Below are 24,749 nucleotides of genomic sequence, written 5' to 3'. Positions count from 1 at the left end.
TATCCACCCTACAACTTTCGTTATTTGAATATCAAACCGGCGTGCCGGATTAAATACACCAATTTCCGCTTGGGTCCGATCTCTCCTCCCGGTCGTCGGACAATTCAAAACACAACGAGCAAATCACAGCCAATAAAAAAGGATTTGCCGAGACTTAACCCGACAAACCCTTAAACCCAAACCCAACATATTCGGAATCCATTCCGCCAAATCTGCCGCTATTCCACCGTCACCGACTTGGCTAGGTTCCTGGGCTGGTCAACGTCGGTGCCTTTCAGTACGGCGACGTGGTAGGACAGCAGTTGTAGCGGGATGGTGTAGATAATCGGCGAGATGGCGTTGGCGACGCTGGGCATTTTGACGATTTGTACGTTTTCGTCGGCGGCATCGCTTTCGGCCAAGTCCTCGTCCATGAACACGATCAACTGTCCGCCGCGGGCGCTGACTTCCTGGATATTGGATTTCAGCTTTTCCAGCAGGTTGTTGTTGGGCGCGACCGTGACCACCGGCATTTCGGCATCGATCAAGGCCAGCGGGCCGTGCTTCAATTCGCCGGCCGGATAGGCTTCGGCGTGGATATAGGAAATCTCCTTTAGCTTCAACGCGCCTTCCATTGCGATCGGGTAATGGGTACCACGGCCGAGGAACAGCGCGTTGTGCTTGTCCGCGAAACGCTGCGACAACAGTTCGATGGCATTGTCCAGCTTCAACACTTTTTCGATGTTGCCGGGCAGGGCGAACAGTTGCGAGACGATGTGCTCCTCTTGGTCGGCACTGAGCTCGAAGCGGCGGCCGACCGCGATGATCAGCATCAACAAGGCCACCAACTGGGTGGTGAAGGCCTTGGTCGAAGCAACGCCGATTTCCGGGCCGGCGCGGGTCATCAACACCAGATCTGATTCTCGCACCAGCGAGCTTTCCGGCGCGTTACAGATCACCAACGAGTGTTTGACGCCGAGCTTCTTGGCTTCCTGTAATGCGGCCAGCGTGTCGGCAGTTTCGCCGGACTGGGAAATGGTGACTACTAATGTATTCGGCGCCACCACCGGGTTGCGGTAGCGAAACTCGCTGGCAATTTCGATCGAGCAGGGCACGCGGGCGTATTTTTCGAACCAGTAGCGAGCGACCAGTCCGGCGTGGTAACTGGTGCCGCAGGCCAGGATCAGCACCGATTTGATCTGATCGAACACTTCGCCGGCGTTGTGGCCAAAGGCGTTGTCCTGCAGGCGGTTGTCGATGAAGCGGCCTTCCAGGGTTTCGGAAACCGCCCAGGCTTGCTCGTAGATTTCCTTGAGCATGTAGTGGCGGTATTTGCCTTTGTCGACCGAGTCGGCTTTCAGCTGGCTTTCGATGACCGGGCGAACCACGCGGCGGCCTGCTTCGTCGAAAATGGTGACACCGTTGATGGTCAATTCGGCCACATCACCGTCTTCCAGGAAGATGAAGCGCTGGGTAACCGGCAGCAAGGCGGCAATGTCGGAGGCGATGAAATATTCGCCGATGCCGATACCGATGACCAGCGGGCTGCCTTTACGGCAGGCAACCAATAAATCCGGTTGTTCGCTGTCGATGACGCCCAAGGCATAAGCGCCGCGCAGGCTTTTGACGGTTTTGGTGACGGCGTCGAGCAGGCTGTCGGCGTCTTTCAGTTCTTCAGCAACCTTATGTACGATGACCTCGGTGTCAGTCTCCGAGGTGAAGACGTAGCCGTTTTCCTGTAATGCGGTGCGTAAATGATCGTGGTTTTCAATGATGCCATTATGTACCACCGCGACACGGTCCTTGCTGACGTGGGGGTGGGCATTGCGGGTGCTGGGCTTGCCGTGAGTAGCCCAGCGGGTGTGGGCGATGCCGATGCGGCCTTCGATCGGGTCGGCGGCGATTAGGGCTTCCAGGCCTTTAACCTTGCCCAACTCGCGCTTGCGGAATATTTCTCCGCTATTGACGACAGCCAAGCCGGCAGAGTCGTAGCCCCGGTATTCCAGACGCTTCAAACCCTCTATCAATATCGGTACCACATTGCGTTGGGCAACGCCCGCGACTATCCCACACATACTATTTCTCCGACTTACTAGGAGCTAACGAGTGCGGAGAATTGTCGGGAACAATCTCCGCCAGTTTGACCGGACGCTGCCAGCTAGGCACGCTAAGCTGCTTACTCCGGCTAAGGGTTAATTGATTTTCCGGCGTATCTCGGGTTATGGTCGAACCGGCGCCGATTGTCGCGTTTTTTCCGACCGTTACCGGTGCCACCAATTGGGTATCGGAGCCGATAAACGCGCCGTCTTCGATGATGGTTTTAAATTTATTCACGCCGTCGTAATTGCAAGTAATGGTGCCGGCGCCGATATTGACCTTGCTACCCACTTCGCTATCGCCAATATAGCTTAAATGGTTAATTTTGCTGCCGGTACCGACAGTGGACTTCTTGATTTCCACAAAATTGCCGATATGCACATGATCGGCCAGCTCGGTTTGCGGCCGCAGCCGGGCGAACGGGCCTATGCGGCTGCCGGCGCCGACCGAGGCGTCCTCGATCACGCTGTTAGCGAGAATTTCGACATCGTTGGCGATGCTGGCGTTTTTAATCAGACAATTGGGACCGATTTTTACATTGAAGCCGATGCGATTAACGCCTTCGAAAATCACGTTGATGTCCACATCAATATCCTGACCCAGTTCGGCGAAGCTGCCCCGCACATCCACGCGGGCCGGATCGCGCAGGGTAACGCCTTTTTCCATCAATGCTTGCGCCTGTTCCGCTTGATACACGCGCTCTAGATGCGCCAATTGGCTGCGATTGTTTACACCCAGCACTTCGTCCTGGCTACCGGCTTGAGTGGTTTCGACGGTAAGGCCATCTTCCACGGCCATTTCGATAATATCGGTTAAATAATATTCGTTTTGGGCGTTGTTATTGCTCAGCCTGGACAACCATTGCTTCAACTGGCTACCTTTGCAGGCCAGGATGCCGGTATTGCCTTCGCTGATTTGTAATTCCACTTCGTTGGCGTCTTTTTGCTCGACTATTTTGACAACAGCATGATCTTTATCGCGGACTATGCGGCCGTAGCCGGTGGGGTCGTCCAGGTTAACCGTCAGCAATGCCAAGGACGTCAAGCTGACCTTGTGCAATAAGGTTTGGATGGTTTTGGCCTTTAATAAAGGTACATCGCCGTATAGAATCAATACGGTGTCCGGATCGTCGACGTGGTGAATGGCTTGCTGTACCGCGTGCCCGGTGCCTAGTTGCTGCTTTTGCTCTATCCAGGTAGCGTCCAAGCTAATCAAAGCTTGTTTGACAGTCTCGCCGCCGTGGCCGTAGATGATAAAAATCTGATTATTTTCCAGCGAAAGACTTGTTTCGTAGACATGCTGCAACAACGCTTTATTGGCGATTTCGTGCAGTACTTTAGGCCGCGACGAACGCATTCTGGTGCCTTGGCCGGCCGCCAAGATGATGGTTTTAATCGACATTGCTATTCCTTAAAACAAAAAAAGCCCGATAACGTTGCGTCATCGGGCTTATATTTTTACGCGATAATTGGTTTACGCACCACGTTTTCTTAATCTTTCCAAGGTTCTTAATTGGTTTACAGCTTGTGCCAATTCGGCTTGCGCAATCGCGTAATCGTATTTACCCGATTTATCGCTGAGCATTTCTTCCGCTCTGGCTTTGGCTTGTAGCGCCGCCGCTTCGTCGATGTCCTTTGCTCTGATCGCGGTATCCGCCAAAACGGTCACCAAATGCGGCTGAACTTCCAGAAAGCCACCGGACACGTAAAACGCTTGATAGTCCTTATCGCTCAGCTTAACCCGCACTTCACCGGGCTTAAGCTTGGTGATTAACGGCGCATGGCGCGGCGCAATGCCTACATCACCCATTTCCGCCGGTGCAAAGACCATTTCAGCCAAGCCGGAAAAAATTTCCTGCTCCGCGCTGACGATGTCCACATGAATTGTCATTGCCATGTTAAAACTCTCCTATGAGGTGGTTTACATGCCTTTGGCTTTTTCAATGGCTTCGTCGATTGTGCCGACCATGTAGAAAGCTTGCTCGGGAAGACTGTCGTATTCGCCGCTGATAATGCCTTTGAAGCCGGCAATAGTATCTTTCAAAGATACGTATTTACCAGGCGAACCGGTAAAGACTTCGGCAACGAAGAACGGCTGCGACAAGAAGCGTTGGATTTTACGCGCTCTGGATACGGTCAGTTTGTCGTCTTCCGACAACTCGTCCATGCCCAAGATGGCGATAATATCGCGCAGTTCTTTGTAGCGTTGCAAAATACCTTGTACCGAACGGGCAACTTCGTAATGTTCCTGACCGATAACCAAAGGATCAAGCTGACGGTCTGCCGGAATCCAGCGGATCAATAGCCGGATAAATACCCAGCTCGGCGATTTGGCGGGACAATACCACGGTCGCGTCCAAGTGAGCAAATGTTGTAGCAGGCGACGGGTCGGTCAAGTCGTCCGCGGGTACGTAGACCGCTTGGATAGAGGTAATAGAACCGGTTTTAGTCGAGGTAATCCGTTCCTGCAACACACCCATCTCTTCAGCCAGTGTAGGCTGATAACCTACCGCGGAAGGCATACGGCCCAGCAGCGCCGATACTTCGGTACCCGCCAAGGTATAACGATAAATGTTGTCAACGAAGAACAGTACGTCACGACCTTCGTCACGGAAAAACTCCGCCATGGTCAAACCGGTCAACGCGACGCGCAAACGGTTTCCAGGTGGCTCGTTCATTTGACCGTAAACCAGTGATACTTTGTCGATAACGTTGGAGTCGGTCATTTCGTGATAGAAGTCGTTACCTTCACGAGTCCGCTCACCGACGCCAGCAAATACCGAGAAACCGCTATGCTCAATCGCGATGTTACGGATCAATTCCATCATGTTAACAGTCTTGCCTACGCCGGCACCGCCGAACAGACCGACTTTACCGCCTTTCGCGAACGGGCAAACCAAGTCGATTACTTTGATACCGGTTTCCAACAATTCGTTGGCTGGCGCTTGTTCGTCGTACGAAGGCGCGTCACGGTGGATAGTCCACTTCTCTTTCTCACCGATAGGCCCTTTTTCATCGATCGCTTCACCGAGGACATTCATGATGCGTCCCAGAGTTGCTTGACCGACCGGTACCTTGATCGCTTCGCCAGAGTTGCTGACTTCAACACCACGGCTCAAACCGTCGGTGGAACCCATCGCAATGGTCCGGACTACGCCGTCGCCCAATTGCTGCTGAACTTCCAAAACCAGACCGCCTTTAACATTTAACGCATCATATACTTTCGGCAGGTTATCGCGTGGAAACTCCACGTCTACGACCGCACCGATGATCTGAACGATTTTACCCAAACTCATTATGTCGTCCTCTTTTAAAATCTCTAAACTTGTCTTGATGCACTAAACAGCGGCAGCGCCGGCCACGATTTCGGAAATCTCTTGCGTAATTGCCGCCTGTCTGGCTTTGTTATAAACCAGTTGCAATTCTTTAATGATATTCCCTGCGTTATCGGATGCGCTTTTCATTGCCACCATTCGGGCAGCCTGCTCGCAGGCGTTGTTTTCCACTAAACCTTGGAAAACCGCGGATTCCACATATCGGATCAATAAACTGTCCAATACTTCTTTAGCATCAGGTTCGTATAAGTAATCCCAGCGACCTTTGGACTCTTCAGCCAAATCACCCACAGCAACCGGCAACAATTTTTGTACCACCGGTTTTTGTGTCATGGTGTTTACGAAGTCATTACTAATCAAAAACAACTCGTCAATTTCACCGGCGGTGAACGCATCCAGCATGATTTTGATCGTGCCGATAATTTCGCTCTGATGTGGCGTATCACCCAATTTCGAGACTTGTCCTATCAGGTTAGCTTTGATCATGCTGAAAAAACCCGCCGCTTTGCTACCGATGGTACAAACGTCTACTTCAATCTGGCGGCTTTGCCATTGCTGCATTTCGCCTAAAACTTTTCGAAACAAGTTGGCATTCAGACCACCGCACAAACCTCTATCGGAGCTCACTACGATGATGCCGATGCGCTTCACTTCGCGTTCGATCAAAAAAGGATGCTTGTATTCGGGATTGGCATAAGCCAGATGTTTGATGATCTGGCCTATCTTTTTCGCGTAAGGCCGGGTGGCCTGCATTCTGTCTTTGGTTTTACGCATCTTGCTCGCCGCCACCATTTCCATGGCCCGAGTAATCTTCTGAGTATTTTTAATACTCGCGATCTTGGTACGTATCTCTTTGCCAACAGCCATGTGCGGACCCTTTACCAGCTACCGGTTTTGACGAAACGTTCAATGGCATTGTGGATGCCTTTTTGAATGTCGTCGTTGTAGTCGCCTTTCTCGTTGATTTTAGCCATCAAAGCAGATTCGTCGGCATGCATGAAGTCCAGCAAGGCCGCTTCGAAATCGCGGACTTTTTTAACTTCCAGACCATCAAGGAATCCAGCGTTAGCCGCGTACAAGGAAACACTCATGTCCGCAACCGACATCGGCGCGTATTGGTTTTGTTTCATCAGCTCGGTAACCCGTTGGCCGCGTTCGATTTGCTTGCGTGTGCTTTCGTCCAAATCGGAAGCGAACTGCGCAAACGCCGCCAATTCGCGGAACTGCGCCAAATCCAGACGAATACCGCCGCCCAGCTTTTTGATGATCTTGGTTTGTGCCGCGCCGCCAACCCGAGATACTGACAGACCGGCGTTAACCGCAGGACGAATACCCGAATTGAACAGACCGGTTTCCAGGAAGATCTGGCCGTCGGTGATGGAGATTACGTTGGTCGGTACGAAAGCCGATACGTCGCCGCCTTGGGTTTCGATAATCGGCAATGCAGTTAATGAACCGGTTTTGCCTTTTACTTTTCCGTTGGTCAGTTTTTCGACTTCAACCGCGTTAATACGCGCAGCGCGTTCCAGCAAACGTGAGTGGATGTAAAACACGTCACCAGGGTAGGCTTCACGACCTGGCGGACGACGCAACAGCAAGGAAATTTGGCGATACGCCCAAGCTTGCTTGGTCAAATCGTCATAAATGATCAGCGCATCTTCACCAATGTCGCGGAAATATTCGCCCATTGAGCAACCGGTGTAGGGTGCAATAAATTGCAGCGCTGCCGATTCAGAAGCCGAAGCCACCACGATGATAGTGTGCTCCATCGCGCCGTGCTCTTCCAGTTTGCGAACCACGTTGGCAATAGAAGAACGTTTTTGGCCGATAGCGACATAGATACATTTAATGCCGGTACCTTTTTGATTGATGATCGCATCAATCGCAATGGCTGTTTTACCGGTTTGTCTGTCGCCGATGATTAACTCACGTTGGCCGCGACCAACCGGAATCATCGAGTCAATCGCTTTCAAACCGATTTGCACCGGTTGATCTACCGATTGTCTGGCAATAACGCCGGGGGCAATTTTTTCGATTGGGGAGCTCAATTTGGTTTCGATGGCGCCTTTACCGTCGATAGGGTTACCCAAGGCATCGACCACACGGCCCAACAATGCTTCACCCACCGGCACTTCTAAAATTCTACCGGTACATTTAACGGTATCGCCTTCGGTGATGTGTTGGTAAGCACCGAGCATTACCACACCGACCGAGTCTCTTTCCAGGTTCAAAGCCATGCCGTAAGAGACCGCCAGGGAATTCCAGCATTTCGCCTTGCATTGCTTCCGACAGACCGTGAACCCGAACAATACCGTCGGTGACACTGACTACGGTGCCTTCGGTATGTGCCTCAACATGGGCGTCGAAGTTCTCGATCTTCTTTTTGATCAGATCACTTATTTCTGATGGATTTAATTGCATTTTATTTTCCCGCTCTAACTCTTAAAGTCTTTTAGCTAATTGATGAAGCTGGCCTTTGATAGAACCGTCGATGACTTTATCGCCCGCTTTAGCGAGGATGCCCCCAATTAACGATTTATCGACAGAAACGGATGCATTGACCTTTTTATGCAAAAGCTTTTCCAGCATGGCGACATATTTGCCTTGCTCGGCTTTTGTTAGCGAGTACGCACTGTATAAATCAACATTGACGTAGCCTTCATCATCCGCTTTGTACTGCTCAAACATAACCGAAATTTGCGGGAGTAAGGGCAGCTTGTCATTTTCTATCAACACTTTCAGAAGATTCTTGGCTTCGTCATGTATCTGATCCTGGCAAATATCCAGAATCAACTGCGCTGTATGCCGTTTGCCAACCCGAGGATTTTTGACAATGTTAGCCAATGCCTCATCCTGAATGACCAAAGACAAAAACGTCAAAGAATCGGACCATTGTTTGGACGACCCCGTTTCCTTGGCACGCTTGAAAGCTGCTTCCGCGTAAGGTCTTGCTAATGTCGATAACTCAGCCATTGCTTAACCCAATTGATCAGCTGCTTTGCTGAGAATGTCTTGATGCTTGGCTTTGTCGATTTCTTCTTTCAAAATCTGTTCAGCTGCACGCAAAGCCAGTGAGGATACTTCTTTACGCAAGCTCTCTTTGGCTTGCAGCATTTCCTGCTCTATCTGGGCTTTTGCTGCTTCAAGCAAACGCTCGCCTTCTTTTTTGGCTTGATCTTTCGACTCTTCAACCAGCTGATTGGCGCGTTTCTGCGCTGCGCTGACGATTTCCGCCGATTGTTCTTTAGCTTCCTTCAGCAGGCTCTTGGCTTTTTTCTCGGCCAATTTAATTTCTTCCTGGCCTTTCTCGGCCGCGGCCAAACCTTCGGAAATTTTGGTTTTGCGCTCTTCCAGAGCGGCAATGATCGGTGGCCAGACATACTTCATGGTAAACCAAACCAGAAGTGTGAAAGTTATCATCTGCCCGATCAGAGTAGCATTGATGCTCATTGATGCTTTCCTCGTAATGCCGTTGTCATTCTATCGGTACGCGAACAGGGATTAGCCCATTCAACTTGATCCGATAATTGCTAATTAACCTGCGACAGATTGAACGGCTGAAAGGAATGGGTTTGCGAAGGTCAACATCAGAGCCAGACCGACACCGATCATGGTTACCGCGTCAAGCAAACCGGCGATGATGAACATTTTGACCTGCAACATAGGAACCAACTCAGGTTGACGAGCAGCGCCTTCCAGGAATTTACCGCCCAGCAAACCAAAGCCGATAGCAGTACCGATTGCGCCCAAGCCCAAAATGATGCCAACTGCGATAACGGTGAAGCCTTGTACGTTGGCAATTAATGATGCGAGTTCCATAGTGTCTCCTAAGTATTGATATGAAAGTTGAAAATAAAACTATTAATGATCTTCGTGGGCCAAGCTCAAATAAACGATGGTCAACACCATGAATATGAAAGCTTGCAGGGTAATAACCAGAATATGAAATACAGCCCAAGGGAAGCCCAGCAACGGCTGAACGATAGGCGGTAGCAAGGCGATCAGGATAAATACCAGTTCACCGGCATACAAGTTACCGAATAACCGCAGACCCAGGGAGATGGGTTTAGCCAATTCCTCGACTGTTTTCAGCAGCAGATTGAATGGCATCATTTTCGGACCGAAAGGCGTGCAAGTCATTTCCTTGGCAAACCCCATCAAGCCTTTAACCTTGATGCTATAAAAGAAGATCAGGAAAAATACGCTGATCGACAATGCAAAGGTACCGTTCAAATCAGTACTCGGCACCACACGCATGTATTCCATGCCCATCAAGCTACCTATCATCGGCAACAAATCCACCGGCAACATGTCCATGGCGTTCCACATGAACACCCAGCAGAAGATCGTCAACGATAGCGGCGCGATCAAAGGACTGCGACCGTGGAAACTGTCCTTAACTTGGGTATCGACGAACTCTACCAAGGTTTCCGCAATGTTTTGCGCCAAGCCAGGCACCCCGGATGTTGCTCTTTCCGCCACCGTTTTGAAGAACAGAATGAACAATCCGCCTAAAAACGCGGAGAAAAACAAGGTATCCAGATGCAATGTCCAAAATCCCTCACCCACCGACAATGGTGTCAAGTGATGGACTATATAACCTGTTGCGCCACCTTCAGTACTCATTTGTCCTCGCAAAAAAACTAATCACGCCACAAAAACAGCGCAAACCAAAAAACCGACAACACTGCGATGTAACCCACCATCAGCGTTAAGAAATCAACAGAGGGAATCTGTAACACGATAGAAAACAGGGCTACCGTCAAAATTAACTTAACCGTTTCGCCTGCATAAAATGCATTAACGATACCCTGCGCGCCCAAATCCTTGGCAAGATAGATTTTGTAGGCGAAATACAGATTAGGCAGCAAAGCCACGAATCCTCCGAGTAACGGAGACACTGCACTTTTCCAACCGCCTATCAATAAAAATCCCGACGCCACCAATGCAGCCATCAGGACTTGTCCAAAAACTACTTTTCTGACAGTAGAAAAATCATTTCTAGCTGTCATTTACTTCCCCTTTCGTCTTGAGCTGGGCGATTATATCCAGCCAGCACTTCTAAAGCAAGGTAAGCACGTCCGGTAGGAACCAATTGGCATTGCCACCTTGTTGATTTGGCAAGACTATCCCAACGAGCCCACTGTCCACACCTAGCCACTACAGACGTATTCCAAACGCTCAATCCCAACGCTTATAGCAATACACATGCCATTTCGTAACATATTGATTTTCTGCAATGTTACCCAAAACGGCAATGTAGCAAATCCGACAAAGCACCGAACCATGACCGAAATACGACATTTGCCAGCCCCGAAGCACTCAATTGATTTTTTTTATGATGCCTTCCAGCTCTTCCAAACTGGTGTATGTAAAAATCAATTTGCCTTTGCCACTGCTCTGATGATTGATTTCCACCTTGGCACCAGTCCGCTCACTCAGGTCACGCTGCAAACGCAAGGTATCCGGATCTATTTTCTTTACTACCGCAGGCTTATCTTCATGCTGTTCGCGCACCAGCTTTTCTACCGCTCTGACGGTCAAGCCTTGTTTCACAGCTTTGTTGGCAATTTCGACTTGTTTGGCTTCGTCCAACCCCAGCAAGGCGCGGGCATGCCCCATTTCCAGCAAACCCTTCCCCAACATGCCTTTCACTTCGCCCGCCAACTCCAGCAAGCGTAATAAATTGGTGACCGTGGTGCGCGACTTGCCTACCGCAGTGGCGATCTGCTGATGGGTGAGTTCGAATTCGTCCTGCAAACGGTGCAAAGCCTCGGCTTCTTCCAGCGCATTCAAATCCTCGCGCTGAATGTTTTCAATCAAAGCTATCGCCATCACCGAACGATCATCCAAATCCTTGATCAATACCGGCACGTCCTGCAACTCGGCCAATTGCGCCGCTCGCCACCGGCGTTCGCCGGCGATGATTTCGTATTTTTCGCTATCTATTTTTCGAACAATGATAGGTTGTATGATGCCTTGCGCGGCAATCGAATCCGACAACTCCTTCAGCTTCTCCGGATCCATGTCCTTGCGCGGCTGATACTTGCCGCGCTGTAAAAACTCGATAGGCAAACTTTGCGTGTCTTGAGACTTTTCCGGCACCGGCGCGCTCACATCGCCCAGCAACTCGCTCAAACCTCGCCCTAAACCGCGTTTTTTTTGTATCATTTTTTTGCCGCTTTTTCTTTTCTGATCATTTCACCCGCCAACGCGATGTAGGCCATCGCGCCGCGTGAAGCTTTATCGTAAGCCAGCACCGGCACACCATGACTTGGCGCCTCTGCCAGACGGATGTTTCTGGGAATAGTGGTCCGGAAGACTTTGTCGCCGAAATACTCAATCAGTTGATCCGAGACGTCTTTGCCCAACCGGCTGCGGCTATCCACCATGGTTCTGAGGATACCTTCCAGATACAAACCGGGATTGACGCTATCGCGGATGCTGCGCAGGGTGGACATCAGTGAAGACAATCCCTCCAGCGAATAATACTCGCACTGCATCGGAATCAACACGCTGTTGGCGGCCACCATCGCATTCAAGGTCAACATATTCAACGATGGAGGACAGTCGATCAAGATATAGTCGTACTGATCTTTTATAGCCAATAAAGCGTCGGCCAAGCGCCGCTCACGATGCTGCGCACTCATCAGCTGCACTTCGGCAGCGGTTAAATCGGCATTGCCGGGAATCAAATCAAAACCCAGCTGCTTGTTTTTCACGACGATTTCCGAAACCGGCACTTCCTCCAGCAACAACTCGCAGCTGGAATATTCGATTTCTTCCTTATTCACGCCGCAGCCCATCGCCGCATTGCCTTGCGGGTCCAGGTCGATTAACAACACCTTGCGCTTGGTAGCCGCCAATGCCGCCGCCAGATTGACGCTAGTGGTGGTTTTGCCGACGCCGCCTTTTTGGTTGGTAATCGCGATAATCTTAGCCATGCTTGGGTTTCTCCAGTCGAATCAGGCAGCGTTCGGCGTCTATGCCGGGCACCGTCAGCGGAATCACGCTGTATGTTGCGGCCAAGTCTATCAGTTCCTGCTCGGGCTGCTGACCTTTCATCGCCAGCAGCACACCATCCTCCGCCAGCAAATGACCGGTGAGCTGCAGAATGTCGGGCATGCTGGCAAACGCCCGGCAAAGCACAGTGGAAAATAATTCTGCCGGCTCCAGCAGTTCAACGCGGCTATGCACGACCTCAACATTTTTCAGCTTCAACTCCAGCAAAGCCTGCTGGACGAAGCGGGTTTTCTTGGAGTTGGAATCGACTAAGGTGAAATGACAATCCGGCCGGCAAATCGCCAACGGAATGCCCGGCAAGCCGGCACCTGTACCGATGTCGGCAACACGCGAACCATGAAGATACGGCAGAATCGCCAAACTATCCAGAATGTGTAGACTGACCATCTCCAGCGGATCGCGCACCGCCGTCAGGTTATAGGCTTTGTTCCATTTTGCTACTAAGTTGACGAACCGCAGCAACTCATCGATTCGCTCGCCACCAATCTCTATCGACAAGGCCCTTAAGCCTTGCTCCAGTTTTTCGCGACAGACGTCCATCAAGCGCTTTTCTTTTTCAAATGCACCAACAACAATGAAATCGCCGCCGGGGTAATACCCGGAATCCGCGAGGCTTGCCCTAAGGTTTCCGGGCGTTGTTTTTTGAGCTTTTCGCTGACCTCATTGGAGAGCCCAGAGACCAGGCTGTAATCGACATTTTCCGGCAACTTCAAGTGTTCGTAACGTTGAGTACGGTTGATTTCGGTTTGCTGACGATCGATATAACCGGCATATTTGGCTTGGATCGCCACCTGTTCGGCCACTTGCTCATCGATTTCGGCTTCATCGCTGAAACGCAGCAGATTCTCGACATCCACTTCCGGCTCGGCGCAGCATTTCCATCAGGCTGGCTTCTTTCAGCAACTTTTTGCCCCACAATTGCTCGGCCAGTGCGGCTTCATCAGATTCGGTGCGTATCCATTTTTTTGCCAGCTTGCCTTGTAAATTGGCGATGGCTTCACGCTTTTCTTCAAAGCGCTGCCAGCGGGCATCGTCAACCAAGCCCAGCTCGCGGCCTTGTTCAGTCAAACGCAGATCTGCATTGTCTTCGCGCAGTTGCAAACGATATTCGGCGCGACTGGTAAACATCCTGTACGGCTCGGCGGTGCCGCGCGTGATCAAATCATCGATCATTACGCCGATGTAGGCTTCGTCACGGCCAGGACACCAACTTTCCAGGCCTTTGGCCAGACGCGCCGCATTCAAACCGGCGATCAAGCCTTGGGCAGCAGCTTCTTCGTAGCCAGTGGTGCCATTGATTTGGCCGGCGAAGAACAGTGCGTTCATGTGCTTGGTTTCCAGCGAGGTTTTCAAATCGCGCGGATCGAAAAAATCGTATTCGATGGCATAACCGGGACGGACGATTTCGGCATTTTCAAAACCGAGCATAGTTCGGATGAACCGGTACTGAATATCAAACGGCAAACTGGTGGAAATACCATTGGGGTAAACCTCGTTGGTATTCAAGCCTTCCGGTTCGACGAAAATCTGATGCGAATCGCGGTCGGCAAAACGCACTACCTTATCTTCGATAGACGGACAGTAACGCGGACCGACACCTTCGATAATCCCGGAATACATCGGCGACCGATCCAGACCGGAGCGAATGATGTCGTGGGTTTCTTGATTGGTGCGGGTGATATGGCAGCAAATTTGCCGCGGATGCTGTTCGCGGCTACCCATGAAGGAAAATACCGGCAGCGGCGTGTCGCCGTGCTGTTCCTGCAACTTGCTGTAATCGATGGTTCGGCCGTCGATACGCGCCGGGGTACCGGTTTTCAAACGGCCAATACGAAACGGCAGCTCCCGCAAACGCTCGGCCAAGGCAATCGATGCGGCATCGCCGGCGCGACCGCCGCTGTAATTTTCCAAGCCTATGTGGATACGGCCAGCCAAGAAGGTACCGGCGGTCAACACCACCGCTCTGGCGTTGAACTCCAGCCCCATCTGGGTTTTGACACCGGTCACCCGGTCGCCCTGCACGATCAGATCGGATACGGTTTGTTGAAACAGCGCCAGATTGGGCTGATTTTCCAGCGCTGTGCGCACCGCTTGCTTGTAAAGCATCCGGTCCGCCTGCGCCCGGGTCGCCCGTACCGCCGGGCCTTTGCTGGCATTCAAGATACGGAACTGGATGCCGCCTTTATCGATGGCCTGCGCCATAATGCCGCCCAGCGCATCCACCTCCTTGACCAGATGACCCTTACCAATCCCGCCGATGGCCGGGTTGCAACTCATCTGCCCTAGGGTCTCAATGTTTTGCGATAACAACAGAGTTTGCGCCCCAGAACGGGCAGCAGCCAAGGCTGCCTCGGTACCGGCATGGCCACCACCCACTACTATCACATCAAAGTCTTTCTGGAATTTCACAGGCAATCTATGTTCAAATAAAACGTTATTTTAATAGCTTGCGGAGAAAAAAGCATGAGAAAACAAAACCCCAACAAGGACTTGCAAGACAAGCCCAATAAAAACCCGGTGGCGAAATTCGCCCATCAGTTCAACAAAGCGCAGGTTTTCGCCGACAAAACCCGCTATCGCCGCAAAGCCAAACACGCTGGCCTGGAGCCTTTCGTAATCGTTGCCAACTCAGCAATTACGAAAGGCTCCAGGCCAGTGGCCATCGCTTCTGCTGCCAAGCAGAAGCGGGCACTTGCCGCTTAATGCCGCAGATTGAGGACTCCCACAGCAGTGAAAGCAAGCATAGAAGATAAAGTTCAAACCCGAATTCCCACCAAACACGGCGAATTCATCCTGCACTACTACAGCAACAGCCTCGACAAAAAAGAACACGTCGCCTTCGTAAAAGGCGAGGTAGCAGGCAAGGAAGACGTGCCGGTCCGCATCCATTCCGAGTGCTTTACCGGCGATGTGCTGGGCTCACGGCGTTGCGACTGCGGCGAACAGCTGGACATGGCGCTGGATCTTATCAATACCGCCGGTTGCGGCGTACTGATTTATCTACGTCAGGAAGGCCGCGGCATCGGCTTGCTGAAAAAACTTCAGGCGTATAACCTGCAAGACCAGGGCCTGGATACCGTGGATGCCAATATCAAGCTAGGTCATTTGGCCGACGAACGCCAATACGACATTGCCGCGCTGATTTTGAATAGCTTGCAAGTCCGCTCTATCGAACTGATCACCAACAATCCATTGAAAATAGACGAACTGACCAAGTTGGGCATCAAGGTGAACAACCGCATCGCCATCGAAACCCGCATTCATCAAGACAATCTTGAATATCTGAAAACCAAAGCCGAACGCATGAGCCACATGCTGTCGATGCCTAACAGCAAATAACCCGCATCATGCTTGAACAATTGAAATTGCCGGTCTCGGCCCTAAAGCTGGCGATTGACTTGCCCAGTGCCGTGCCAAGCGCACAACACAACGTCATCCTCGGCCAAACGCGCGCTCAATCCGCTTTAGCGTTTGGCATTGCGATGAAGGCGCCGGGCTACAACATCTTCGTGATGGGCGACCCCGGCACCGGCCGCCTGTCCATGGTCAGCCATTATTTAAGCACCTATGCCGAACAACAAGAATCGCCGCTGTCTTATGCCTACGTCGATAACTTCGAGAATCAGCGCGAGCCGGTGGCTATCGAACTGCCATCCGGGGAAGGGCATGCTTTTGCCAAGGACATCGAAAAGCTGATCGACGACGTGCTGGCCACCTTTCCCGCCGCCTTCGAAAGCCCGAGTTACCAACAAAAAAAGACGGCGATAGAGCGCCGCTTTAACCAGCGTTACAACGCCGCCATCGACCTGGTCGACGCCAAAGCCCGCGAGATGAGCGTGGCGCTGTATCGTGACAGCGACACCATCACTTTTCTACCAATCCGCAACGACAAGGCGCTGGATGAAGACCAATTCACTCTACTGCCGCAAGCGGAGCGCGATGCCTTCCACCAACACACGGAAGAGTTGGAAGAATTTCTCGGCGACGTATTGCTAGAACTGCCGCAATGGCGGCGTACGCTGGTGGAAGAAACCCGCCAGCTCGACAACGACACCATCAAGCAAGCGTTGGAGCCGCTGCTGGCCGAACTGAACGACAAATACCAAAACGTCGATGACGTGATTACTTATCTGGCGGAGATCGAAAAAAGCCTGAGCAATACCATCGGCGAATTGCTGATGCCCAGCCGCAGCCAGGACAGCCGGGAGATCATCGCCAAGCGCCTGGCACTGATCGAGCAATACCTACCCAACATATTGGTCGATTGCAAACACGATGGCAACGGCGCACCGGTGATCTACGAACCGCACCCCATCTATCAAAACTTGTTTGGCCGTATTGAATACATTAGTGACCAAGGCACGCTGGTCACCAGTTACCGGCGCATCTGCCCCGGCTCCTTGCACCGCGCCAACGGCGGTTACCTGATTCTGGACGCGGAAAAAGTGCTGACTTACCCGTTCGTTTGGGAGGGCCTGAAACGTGCATTACAGGCCGGCCGCATCGAGATTGAATCACCGTATTCCGAGTTGGGCATCAATACCATCACCCTAAAGCCCGGCGTAATCCCGCTCAATGTCAAAGTGATTCTGGTCGGCTCGCGCGATATTTATTATTTGCTGGAAGAGCTGGATAGCGAATTTAACGAAATGTTTCGGGTGCTGGCCGACTTTGATGACCATATCAAACGCAGCCCGGACAACGTTAGCCAGTTTGTGACCTTGCTAAAACGCCACGCCGCCGACTCCGGCGCCAAAGCCTTGACCGATGGCGCCTTGCTGCGCTTGATCGAATACAGCTGCCGCTTAGCCGAAAACCAGCAACGCCTGTCCGCTCACGTGAACAGCTGCCTGGAAATCATCGCCGAAGCCAATTTGTTGGCCGGCCAAACCAACGCGGCCAACATCGGTAAGGCCGAGATCGAACTGGCACTATCGGCGCGTGAGCAACGCAACGGCCGCATCGCCGAAGCGATTCTGGAAGAAATGCTGGAAGGCACCATTTTGATCGACACCGACGGTGAAGCCATCGGTAAAGTTAACGGCCTGACCGTGATGGACATCGGCGGCAGCAGCTTCGGCGCGCCGGCGCGGATCACCGCTACCGTGCATCCGGGCTCCCGAGGCATTGTCGATATCGAACGCGAAGTGGAACTAGGCCAACCCATCCATTCCAAAGGCGTGATGATTTTGAGCGGCTATCTCGGCCATTGCTATGCCCAGCAATTTCCGCTAGCTATCTCCGCCAGCATTGCCATGGAACAATCCTACGGCCACATCGACGGCGACAGCGCCTCGCTGGCCGAGCTGTGCTGCCTGATTTCAGCACTGACCCGCACGCCGATTCAGCAAGGCTTTGCGATGACCGGCTCGATCAATCAGTACGGCGAAGTACAAGCCATCGGCGGCGTCAACGAAAAAATCGAAGGCTTTTTCGAACTGTGCGCGGCACGCGGTTTGACCGGCAAACAAGCCGTGATCATTCCGGCATCGAACAAACGCAATCTGATGCTGAAACAGCAAGTGGTGGATGCCGTCGAGCAAGGCCTATTTGCCATTTACACTGTTTCCAGCGTCGATGAAGCCTTGAGCCTGCTCACCGGACAAGAAGCCGGCACTATCAATGCGGAAGGCCAGTACCCGGAAGGCAGCGTCAATTTCAAAGCCGTCGCCCGTTTAAAGGAAATTTCCGATATGTCGGTGGACGAGGATAAGGAAACCGGGGCATAACGCCGCGTCGCTCGGCTCATCAACCAAGATTGCAGCAAGATACAACCCGTGCAGTCGGTGGCAACCGATTGAAAATGCTCACTATAGCTGAGACATACGTGAGGGCAAACCCTTAAAAGCGCGGGCTTCAATAAACCTGGTTAGCCTTAATCGAAGACATTCGGATAAGGCTAACCAGGCCGCTTAGAATACAAAAGAGTTATCGGAAGCTAGGCCATGTCGCGCTTGCGATTCAACCATGACAGGCCAAACAGGGCCGCGCCGAAAGCAAGCAGCATTTTTGCCCGTATGCTTTTATGATTCATTCAACATATATTTGAAAATTCGCAAAAATAAATTATCGATACTCACTGTGTGGGCAAAATGGGGATTGGCCGCTAAACTTTGTTTCGAAACGCTATTTTCTATCACAGCAGACTGTCTATGAGGCCAGGGCTACTAAAATGTTTGCATTATCCGTAGCCTCAAGGAGATTTGGCGTTGAAATCCAATTCCGACTATAAAGCCAGCATCCTCATCGCCGACGATGTGAAACTGATGCGGGACATTCTCCGCACATATCTGCAATCTGCCGGTTACGAAGTCCAATCCGCGGAGGACGGGCTCGAAGCCTGGCAGATGTTGAACAGCAGCGAAAAGCCGTTTGACATTGTGGTTACCGACCGCAACATGCCGCAGATGGATGGCATGGCCTTATTGGCCAAGATCAAAGCTGACCCGCGCTTTAGCGATCTGCCGGTTATTTTCCAGACCGGCGAGTCATCGCGGGAGTCGATCGTGGAAGGCATTCAAGCCGGGGTTTACCATTACCTTACCAAGCCCTACGACGAAAAAATTTTACTGGCTTTCGTAGCGGCAGCGCTGGAAGACAGCCGCCGCCACAAGACTTTGAGAACCCGGATTAGCAACAAAAAGGTGGCGCTAGGTTTATTGAGAAAAGCGGAGTTTTCTTTCCGGACCTTGAGCGAGGTCAATGGCTTGACCGCACTGCTGACCGGGTTGTCATGCAACCCGGAAAAAGTCGCCACCGGGCTTTCCGAATTGCTGCTCAACGCCGTCGAGCATGGCAATCTGGGCATTAGTTATCAAGAAAAAACCGAATTGGTAAGTCAAGGTTGTTGGCGGGAAGAAATCGAGCGCCGACTGGGTTTGCCCGAATATATAAACAAATTCGTGCAGGTTAAAATCGTTAGAACACCCACTCAGACCATCTTTACCATCAAAGACCAGGGCAAAGGCTTCGATCCATCTCCTTACCTGGATTTCTCCCCGGAACGCGCCTCCGATCTGCATGGCCGCGGCATAGCCTTGTCGCGAATGCTGAGTTTCGACTCACTGGAATACCTTGGAAACGGCAATCAAGTGATTGCCACCGTTAATTTACCGACCTAGGTTCTGCGCTTAAACAAGCTGGCTTACAGGCACTTTTCCAATAACTCCAGAGACAAATCCGCCACTTTTGGCGTCCACATCTCGGGATTTATCGGAAACGCTTTGCTGATGCCGGTACGCCGATAGCCGCGCCGTTCGTAAAACGCCATCAGCTCGGCCCGACAAGGGATCACCGCCATCACCAAATGATTAACTCCCCAAGTTTGCACGGCCTCTGCTTCCGCCGCCGCCAACAAACGCTTGCCAATCCCCAAACCTTGCATAGCCGGCGCGACCGCCAACATGCCGATATGCCCCTGTTGATCGACTTTTTGTAAATGCACCGAACCTAACAAATCTCCCTGCCGCCGACACTGCAAAATCATAGACCCCGCACCGGCGATTAAGTCCAGAATATCCGCCGCATCGGTGCGCCGGCCATCCAGCAAATCGGCTTCGGTGGTCCAGCCCTGCCGGCTGGATTCGCCGCGATACGCCGCATTGATAAGCTCCGCCAATTGCTCGGCATCAGCCGGTTCGGCTCTGGTAAATGTCAGTTCCAACATGATTAACCTCAAAAAACTCGCTGCTTCGGCAAGCTACCTTACGCACAAATAAAACCTTGCCGAAGCAGAAAAAATCCCCGCCTTTGCTGCTAAGGTTTATGGGCAATAAGCTGTGTTCATCTTCCCCCACCAAGCCTGGAGCCCCAACATGAAGCCATGCCCAAAGTGTCATCGGGATGTGCTGCCCGCGGAGGAATCCTGCCCGCACTGCGGCATCGTCTTTGCCAAATATTACAAATACCACGGCGATACAAACTCCCCGGCGGTGGAACGCCCACAAGTTGTCATTACTATTGATGCACCCGCGGACACAGTATTTAGCGACGACGCCTACCGGGACAACGAAGCCATCTTTATCGGCCGCTGCCTATTATTACCAGGATTTTTGCTGTGGAGCTGGTTGCTGATTACCCCGGGCCTGGCTAGCAACGCGGTCGGCGCGTCGTTTCTGCATCTGGTCAACCTGCCGTTTCACGAAGCCGGCCATGTGATTTTCCGGCCGTTCGGGCAATTTATCACCTCACTGGGCGGCACCCTCGGCCAAATTCTGATGCCGACAATTTGCATGTTGACCTTGCTGCTAAAAACCCGCGATCCGTTCGGCGCCGGCTTGTGTTTATGGTGGGTGGGCGAGAACTTCTTGGACATTGCCCCATATATAAACGACGCTCGCGCCGGGCAACTGCCCTTGCTGGGCGGCAATTTCGGCCATTCCGCCCCTTACGGTTTTCACGATTGGGAATATTTACTGACCGAATCCGGCCTAATGGCGCAGGATCATCTGTTGGCTAAACTCGCGCAGCTGCTGGGTGCGATGTTGATGATAGCGGCCCTGATTGGCTGCGGCTACGTGTTGTTCAAACAGCGGCAAAAGCTGACTGGCGCGAAAACCGATTAACGGGAAAGAATTTAGCCCAACCACGCTTTCACTTTGGCCTTCACCTGCGCTTTTACCTGTCGCGACCAACGGTAAATCTCGGTATCGACAATCTTGGCGTGCGCCCATTGCAGCCAGCCCATCACGGTGTGATAAACAAAAGCGATAAGTCCGAAGGTCAGCAACTGCGGCTTGGTCAATTTAAACACCCGCGACACCAGCAAGGTACCGAGTAACTTGGCGAACACCTCTAATAAAATACCTTGCAACAACAGGCCATGTACTATCAAAGACAGCGCAGCCAGATTCAGCGGAGTGACGATCAATACCGGAATCGTAAATGCCAGCAAAGCCATGGCCGGCGAAGTTTGCGCCAACCAACGCTCAACACTTTCCAGCCTGAGCAGCAGAGCCAGATAGTGTCCGCAAGCCGACAGGAAATCCCACAACCATTCCTCAATGATCAGCAGGATGGCCAGCAGCGTAAGCAGGAGTTTTTTCACGATTATTTCCCGTAGTTGGACTCAGACACTATAACCAAGCGCACTTGCGCTTGTCGCCAATTTAAGTCTTAAAGGATTTGAATTGCCGGGATGTGTAGCTTAGCGGCAATCCGCTAACAGCCTAAGCAACACTATGATTTGATTCCGCTTACGCCGACAACTGGGCAATCATCTCGGCAAATCGGCGCAAGGTTTCATTGTCAGCTTGCAACATTTGTAACAGACTGAGAATGCCACGCGCTTCTTGCCAATCCTGCCGGCCCAAATTTTCGTACAGCGCCCGATACAACTGTTGGATCAAGAAACCATGTAACAGCTTGGCTGCCGGCGTTTGCTTGAAACTCAAGGAGCGCAGCACCGCAGGCACCGCGATAGCCAAGCGTCCGGCCCGCGTAGTTTGTAATGCGACGCCTAGCCACTGCTCGGCCAAGCGTTGGCTACGAGAGATGTGCTGCAACTCCGCACCGCAACGTGGGCACGCCGTGGCCGCGCCGAGCCGGGCGTTGCAAGCCGGGCAGCGCGGTATCACGATTCCAAGTAGTAGAGGATGTCGTTCAAGCGCTCGACCGGCTGTTTCAGACCGGCCTCGTCACCGCTTTCCAGACACGTCGAGATAGCTTCGATCAGATCCACCATGTCTTCTTTGTCTTCGGCGGAAACGGTTTCGAATAAGGCTTCGGCCTTCTTGATGACTTGCCGCGCGGCAGCCACGGCCGGGCTTTCCGGAACCGAATCCGCCTCGCCACCGGCCGAATCGCCGAACAAGCCGTCGATACGCTGTTTGGCGCTGCTCAGTTCGCCGCTATCGAAGCGGGAAATCGCGTTGTTGATGGTAATGGCTTTTTCCTTGCCGGAGGCTTTTTCCCGGGCCGACACATGCAAGATGCCGTTCAAATCCAGTTCCAGCGTCAAGGTGATAATGTTGCCCGCCGGCACGTCCAACAAGCCTTCGACCAAAAATTCGCCGATTTCGACGTTGTTCAGCGCATCCGGGTCCTCGCCTTGAAAAATCCGCACGTTTACTTCGCGTTGATTGTCGTGAAAGGTTTCGAAAGCTTCGGACTTGCGCACCGGCAACACGCTGTTTTTATGCACGATGGGTATGTATTGATAAGGATAGGGCATGCCGTCCAGGTAGCCGACCGCGCAGGTGCCGAAGGTATACGGCGTTACGTCGACCAAGACCGTGCCGATGTCCTCGCCATTAATCATCGCCGCCTGCATCGCCGCGCCCATCGCCACGCACAGATCGGGATCGACTTCGCCGTGCGGCTCGAAACCGAATTCCTCGAACAGGCGCTCGCGGATGCACGGCGTGCGCGTCGAGCCGCCGACCAGAATGATTTCGTCGATGTCGGAGGCGATCAGTTTGGCGCCCTTCAGCGCGATGTGAGTAGCGTCCAGCGTGGCGTTGATGTGGTCGGCAATTAGGTCTTCGTACTCCGAACGCGCCAGTTCCAGCGTCAAATGCAGCGGCGTGCCTTGGCGTTCCAGCAAATATTCTTCCTCTATCGTCGCAAACGGCTCGTCGGACAAGCGCAGTTTCGCCTGTTCCGCCGCCCGCACGATACGCGCCATCGCCTTGCCGTGCGGCTCGACTTCGATGCCGAATTGCTGGCGAATATGCGCCAAAATCCGCTCAACGATCAGTTGGTCGAAATCGTCGCCGCCCAAGTGATTGTCGCCATGGCTGGCCAGCACCTCGACGACGCCGTTCTGCACGTTCACCACCGACACATCGAAGGTGCCGCCACCCAAGTCGTAAACCAGCATGCGCTTGGCTTCGAGCTGACCGGCGCCGTAAACCAGCGCGGCGGCGGTCGGCTCGTTAATCATCCGCACCACCTCTAGCCCGGCGATTTCGCCGGCTTCGCGGGTCGCCTGGCGCTGAGCGTCGGAAAAATAGGCCGGCACGGTAATCACTGCCTTGGCTATCGGCCGACCAACATAGGCTTCGGCAATGCTTTTCAAGCGTTTCAGGATAATCGCTGAAATTTCCTGCGGCGTGTAAGCCTGGCCGGCCATCGTGACTCGCGTATCTTGGCCCATCAGGCGCTTGATCGACTTGACCGTGCGCTCCGGATAAATCAGGTATTGATTGCGGGCGCTGGCGCCGACCAGAATCTCGCCGTTATCGTCCAGCCCGACGAAAGACGGCAATATTTTTGTGCCTCTGTCGGCGATCACGGTGACTTTGCCGTTTTCGACGATGGCGACTTCCGAGTTGGTGGTCCCTAGATCGATGCCGATGATGATGTCGTTCATATGTGTTCCCTGAATGCTTAAAGTTTATTGACCTTGACTTCCGCCAAGCGCAGCACTTGATCGTCGATTAAAAAGCCCTTGCGCAGTTCTTCCAGCACGACCGCGTTTGCCTGCGTGGGATCGTTGCCGATGGCGATGGTCGTCATCGTCCGCGCGTCGAAGGGCAGGCCGACGCAATCGATCGCAAACACCCGTCGGCGTTGCAGCATCTGTTCCAAACGCTTCAGCGTGATTTCCTGACCTTCGCCAACGCTGGCGATGAAGCGCACGTCCTGCGGTTTGGAATGTCGGAACAAGCCATCGACCGGCCGATACTGTTGCACGGCCCGATAGCCGGCATCGAGCCGGTCGTACATATCCAGCCATTCCCGCAGCAGGGCTCGCTCGTCCTCCCGGCGTTGTTGCTGCAGGCGTTCGTTGGCTTTCGCCAGTTCCTCCGCTAGGGCTTGATTGTCGGCTTTCAGCGCAACGACCGCCTCGCTCAAGCTCTCCAGCGTGGCTTTAAATTGCCGCGACTCGGCCTTGACTTCGGTTTTCAAGCCGGCCAAATCGCTGAATAGGGCGGTCAAATCCGGTTGGTCGAGAGCGGTCAGATGGGCGAAGTCGGTTTCCTGTAGATAGTGCTGCAAGGCTGTCAGCAACTCGTCTTGCGGGGTTTCTGTGGTCATGATGGCGTTTTAGTCAATTGAGCGAGCGATTTTTCGATGGTCAGCGTGCTCGCCAGCTTTAGGAAATCGTCCACCGGCATAGTCTCGCCAGTAGCCGATTGGCCGAAGGCTTGCGCCAGCAACGTGTCGAATTCGACACGCGGCATAGCAAACAATGCGTGGCGCAAGCGGCAGTCTTGGTCCTTGATCGCTTCGAAAGCCTCCTGGATTTCGCGAAAGCGCGCGGGATCGCGGTCGGGCGGATTGTCCTTGACCCGCTGCAAATAGGCTTGTTTGATGTCGGCGTCGCTAGTTTGTTCGGGCACGCCCAGAATACGGTACGGTGAAATCATCGGTA

General features: G+C 52.7%; 23 protein-coding genes and 3 pseudogenes. 5 read left to right on the top strand and 21 right to left on the bottom strand.

The window, feature by feature from the left end:
- Positions 1–218: 218 nt before the first annotated feature.
- From glmS to mnmG, 15 genes and pseudogenes are all read right to left on the bottom strand, one after another.
- Positions 219–2,054 (bottom strand): glutamine--fructose-6-phosphate transaminase (isomerizing), encoded by a 1,836-nt coding sequence (gene glmS / locus ACH5Y9_RS21475; RefSeq protein WP_445367531.1) that lies wholly within the window; start codon positions 2,052–2,054, stop codon positions 219–221.
- Position 2,055: 1 nt separating this feature from the next.
- On the bottom strand, positions 2,056–3,477 hold the full coding sequence (glmU, locus tag ACH5Y9_RS21470; protein ID WP_445367530.1) for a bifunctional UDP-N-acetylglucosamine diphosphorylase/glucosamine-1-phosphate N-acetyltransferase GlmU: 1,422 nt from the start codon (positions 3,475–3,477) through the stop codon (positions 2,056–2,058).
- Between the two features lie 72 nt (positions 3,478–3,549).
- On the bottom strand, positions 3,550–3,972 hold the full coding sequence (locus tag ACH5Y9_RS21465; RefSeq protein WP_033156953.1) for a F0F1 ATP synthase subunit epsilon: 423 nt from the start codon (positions 3,970–3,972) through the stop codon (positions 3,550–3,552).
- 24 nt (positions 3,973–3,996) lie between these two features.
- A pseudogene (gene atpD, locus ACH5Y9_RS21460) lies at positions 3,997–5,371 on the bottom strand (F0F1 ATP synthase subunit beta).
- Positions 5,372–5,413: 42 nt separating this feature from the next.
- On the bottom strand, positions 5,414–6,277 hold the full coding sequence (gene atpG, locus ACH5Y9_RS21455) for a F0F1 ATP synthase subunit gamma (protein ID WP_445367529.1): 864 nt from the start codon (positions 6,275–6,277) through the stop codon (positions 5,414–5,416).
- Positions 6,278–6,288: 11 nt separating this feature from the next.
- Positions 6,289–7,831: pseudogene (atpA, locus tag ACH5Y9_RS21450) on the bottom strand (F0F1 ATP synthase subunit alpha).
- Positions 7,832–7,852: 21 nt separating this feature from the next.
- On the bottom strand, positions 7,853–8,383 hold the full coding sequence (locus tag ACH5Y9_RS21445; protein WP_445367528.1) for a F0F1 ATP synthase subunit delta: 531 nt from the start codon (positions 8,381–8,383) through the stop codon (positions 7,853–7,855).
- A gap of 3 nt (positions 8,384–8,386) precedes the next feature.
- The gene (locus ACH5Y9_RS21440; RefSeq protein WP_026602690.1) at positions 8,387–8,860 is read right to left on the bottom strand and encodes a F0F1 ATP synthase subunit B; all 474 of its coding nucleotides are present in this window, start codon (positions 8,858–8,860) and stop codon (positions 8,387–8,389) included.
- An 84-nt stretch (positions 8,861–8,944) separates the two neighbouring features.
- Positions 8,945–9,229, bottom strand: a complete 285-nt coding sequence (gene atpE, locus ACH5Y9_RS21435; protein WP_020484117.1) for a F0F1 ATP synthase subunit C — start codon at positions 9,227–9,229, stop codon at positions 8,945–8,947.
- 42 nt (positions 9,230–9,271) lie between these two features.
- Positions 9,272–10,036 (bottom strand): F0F1 ATP synthase subunit A, encoded by a 765-nt coding sequence (gene atpB / locus ACH5Y9_RS21430; protein WP_026147085.1) that lies wholly within the window; start codon positions 10,034–10,036, stop codon positions 9,272–9,274.
- A 17-nt stretch (positions 10,037–10,053) separates the two neighbouring features.
- Positions 10,054–10,422, bottom strand: coding sequence for an ATP synthase subunit I (locus ACH5Y9_RS21425; protein WP_313732926.1), 369 nt, complete (start codon positions 10,420–10,422; stop codon positions 10,054–10,056).
- A 310-nt stretch (positions 10,423–10,732) separates the two neighbouring features.
- Positions 10,733–11,581 carry a ParB/RepB/Spo0J family partition protein gene (locus ACH5Y9_RS21420; RefSeq protein ID WP_445367527.1) on the bottom strand — a complete coding sequence of 283 codons (849 nt, stop codon included), beginning with the start codon at positions 11,579–11,581 and terminating at the stop codon, positions 10,733–10,735.
- Positions 11,578–12,354 carry a ParA family protein gene (locus ACH5Y9_RS21415; protein ID WP_171696985.1) on the bottom strand — a complete coding sequence of 259 codons (777 nt, stop codon included), beginning with the start codon at positions 12,352–12,354 and terminating at the stop codon, positions 11,578–11,580. Before ACH5Y9_RS21415 ends, ACH5Y9_RS21420 begins: the two co-directional genes overlap by 4 nt.
- Positions 12,347–12,973, bottom strand: coding sequence for a 16S rRNA (guanine(527)-N(7))-methyltransferase RsmG (gene rsmG / locus ACH5Y9_RS21410; RefSeq protein WP_445367526.1), 627 nt, complete (start codon positions 12,971–12,973; stop codon positions 12,347–12,349). Before rsmG ends, ACH5Y9_RS21415 begins: the two co-directional genes overlap by 8 nt.
- Positions 12,973–14,842 (bottom strand): annotated as a pseudogene (gene mnmG / locus ACH5Y9_RS21405) (tRNA uridine-5-carboxymethylaminomethyl(34) synthesis enzyme MnmG). The gene rsmG and the pseudogene mnmG overlap by 1 nt, the downstream one beginning before the upstream one ends.
- Before the next feature lie 54 nt (positions 14,843–14,896).
- On the opposite strand from mnmG, the gene ACH5Y9_RS21400 reads away from it, so the two are divergent.
- The 4 genes from ACH5Y9_RS21400 to ACH5Y9_RS21385 all read left to right on the top strand — a co-directional run bounded on the left by ACH5Y9_RS21400 (position 14,897) and on the right by ACH5Y9_RS21385 (position 19,554).
- A complete protein-coding gene (locus ACH5Y9_RS21400; protein WP_319962152.1) occupies positions 14,897–15,136 on the top strand; it encodes a DUF7230 family protein in 240 nt (79 codons plus the stop codon).
- A gap of 27 nt (positions 15,137–15,163) precedes the next feature.
- The gene (ribA, locus tag ACH5Y9_RS21395; protein ID WP_020484109.1) at positions 15,164–15,772 is read left to right on the top strand and encodes a GTP cyclohydrolase II; all 609 of its coding nucleotides are present in this window, start codon (positions 15,164–15,166) and stop codon (positions 15,770–15,772) included.
- 8 nt (positions 15,773–15,780) lie between these two features.
- Positions 15,781–18,162 (top strand): Lon protease family protein, encoded by a 2,382-nt coding sequence (locus ACH5Y9_RS21390; protein WP_445367525.1) that lies wholly within the window; start codon positions 15,781–15,783, stop codon positions 18,160–18,162.
- Positions 18,163–18,642: 480 nt separating this feature from the next.
- Positions 18,643–19,554 carry a response regulator gene (locus ACH5Y9_RS21385; protein WP_445367524.1) on the top strand — a complete coding sequence of 304 codons (912 nt, stop codon included), beginning with the start codon at positions 18,643–18,645 and terminating at the stop codon, positions 19,552–19,554.
- A 23-nt stretch (positions 19,555–19,577) separates the two neighbouring features.
- On the opposite strand, the gene ACH5Y9_RS21380 is transcribed toward ACH5Y9_RS21385, so the two are convergent.
- Positions 19,578–20,099 (bottom strand): GNAT family N-acetyltransferase, encoded by a 522-nt coding sequence (locus ACH5Y9_RS21380; RefSeq protein WP_445367523.1) that lies wholly within the window; start codon positions 20,097–20,099, stop codon positions 19,578–19,580.
- A gap of 148 nt (positions 20,100–20,247) precedes the next feature.
- Between ACH5Y9_RS21380 and ACH5Y9_RS21375 the strand changes: the two genes are divergently transcribed.
- Positions 20,248–20,997: a zinc ribbon domain-containing protein gene (locus tag ACH5Y9_RS21375; RefSeq protein ID WP_445367522.1), complete on the top strand. Its 750-nt coding sequence runs from the start codon at positions 20,248–20,250 to the stop codon at positions 20,995–20,997.
- An 11-nt stretch (positions 20,998–21,008) separates the two neighbouring features.
- On the opposite strand, the gene ACH5Y9_RS21370 is transcribed toward ACH5Y9_RS21375, so the two are convergent.
- The 5 genes from ACH5Y9_RS21370 to ACH5Y9_RS21350 all read right to left on the bottom strand — a co-directional run bounded on the left by ACH5Y9_RS21370 (position 21,009) and on the right by ACH5Y9_RS21350 (position 24,744).
- A complete protein-coding gene (locus ACH5Y9_RS21370; protein WP_192392320.1) occupies positions 21,009–21,479 on the bottom strand; it encodes a hypothetical protein in 471 nt (156 codons plus the stop codon).
- 148 nt (positions 21,480–21,627) lie between these two features.
- The gene (locus ACH5Y9_RS21365; protein ID WP_445367521.1) at positions 21,628–22,008 is read right to left on the bottom strand and encodes a hypothetical protein; all 381 of its coding nucleotides are present in this window, start codon (positions 22,006–22,008) and stop codon (positions 21,628–21,630) included.
- Positions 22,005–23,744 (bottom strand): Hsp70 family protein, encoded by a 1,740-nt coding sequence (locus tag ACH5Y9_RS21360; RefSeq protein WP_445367520.1) that lies wholly within the window; start codon positions 23,742–23,744, stop codon positions 22,005–22,007. The genes ACH5Y9_RS21365 and ACH5Y9_RS21360 overlap by 4 nt, the downstream gene beginning before the upstream one ends.
- A gap of 17 nt (positions 23,745–23,761) precedes the next feature.
- Positions 23,762–24,412, bottom strand: coding sequence for a nucleotide exchange factor GrpE (locus tag ACH5Y9_RS21355; protein ID WP_445367519.1), 651 nt, complete (start codon positions 24,410–24,412; stop codon positions 23,762–23,764).
- Complete coding sequence (locus ACH5Y9_RS21350; RefSeq protein WP_445367518.1) at positions 24,409–24,744, bottom strand: J domain-containing protein; 336 nt, start codon at positions 24,742–24,744, stop codon at positions 24,409–24,411. Before ACH5Y9_RS21350 ends, ACH5Y9_RS21355 begins: the two co-directional genes overlap by 4 nt.
- Positions 24,745–24,749 lie beyond the last annotated feature (5 nt).

It is taken from the genome of Methylomonas sp. BW4-1, from assembly GCF_052474385.1.
This window is presented reverse-complemented; position numbering and strand designations above follow the sequence as displayed.